The 572-nt window shown below is 67.5% G+C and carries 1 protein-coding gene; it reads left to right on the top strand.

Annotated features, from left to right (window positions below; genetic code table 11):
- Nucleotides 1–235: 235 nt before the first annotated feature.
- On the top strand, nucleotides 236–572 hold a 337-nt coding region (locus LOK55_RS13960; RefSeq protein WP_229935853.1), incomplete at its 3' end, for an IS110 family transposase.

Here is a 572-nt window from a genome sequence, read left to right as displayed (position 1 = left end):
CCCCGTTACTTTCTTCGTGACCGTCTGGCGGAGGATGCTGGGCGGTGACGGCCTGCCGGGCCCGGCATGATTGCTGCCCCCTGTCCTTGATGATCCGGGGGGTGTTGTCACCGGGCCTGGTTGGCGGTGTGTGATCGCTGATAGGGGCTGGACCCGAGCATGCTCGAGGCCGTTCGTAACGTGGATGCCGAGACGCACCGTCGCGGACGCCGTCGCGGGAGCGAACGGAGGCAACATGGTCACCAGCATCGACAGATACGACGAGGTCGACGTGTTCGTCGGGCTCGACGTCGGCAAGGGGGAACACCACGCCGTGGCGCTAAGCAGAGCCGGCGGGCGATTGTTCGACAAGGCGCTGCCCAACGACGAGACCAAGCTGCGCGCGGTGCTGACCCAGCTCGCGCAACACGGCCAGGTCCTCCTGGTCGTTGATCAGCCGGCGACGATCGGAGCGCTGCCGGTCGCGGTCGCTCAAGCGGAAGGCGTGCTGGTTGGCTACCTACCCGGGCTGGCGATGCGCCGGATCGCGGATCTGCACCCCGGAGAGGCGAAGACCGATGCCCGTGATGCGG

The sequence above is a fragment of the Microbacterium sp. F2E genome (assembly GCF_020905435.1).
GTDB lineage: Bacteria > Actinomycetota > Actinomycetes > Actinomycetales > Microbacteriaceae > Microbacterium > Microbacterium lacticum.
The sequence above is the reverse complement of the archived record's forward strand: the minus strand, read 5'-3'. Positions and strand labels throughout refer to the sequence as shown.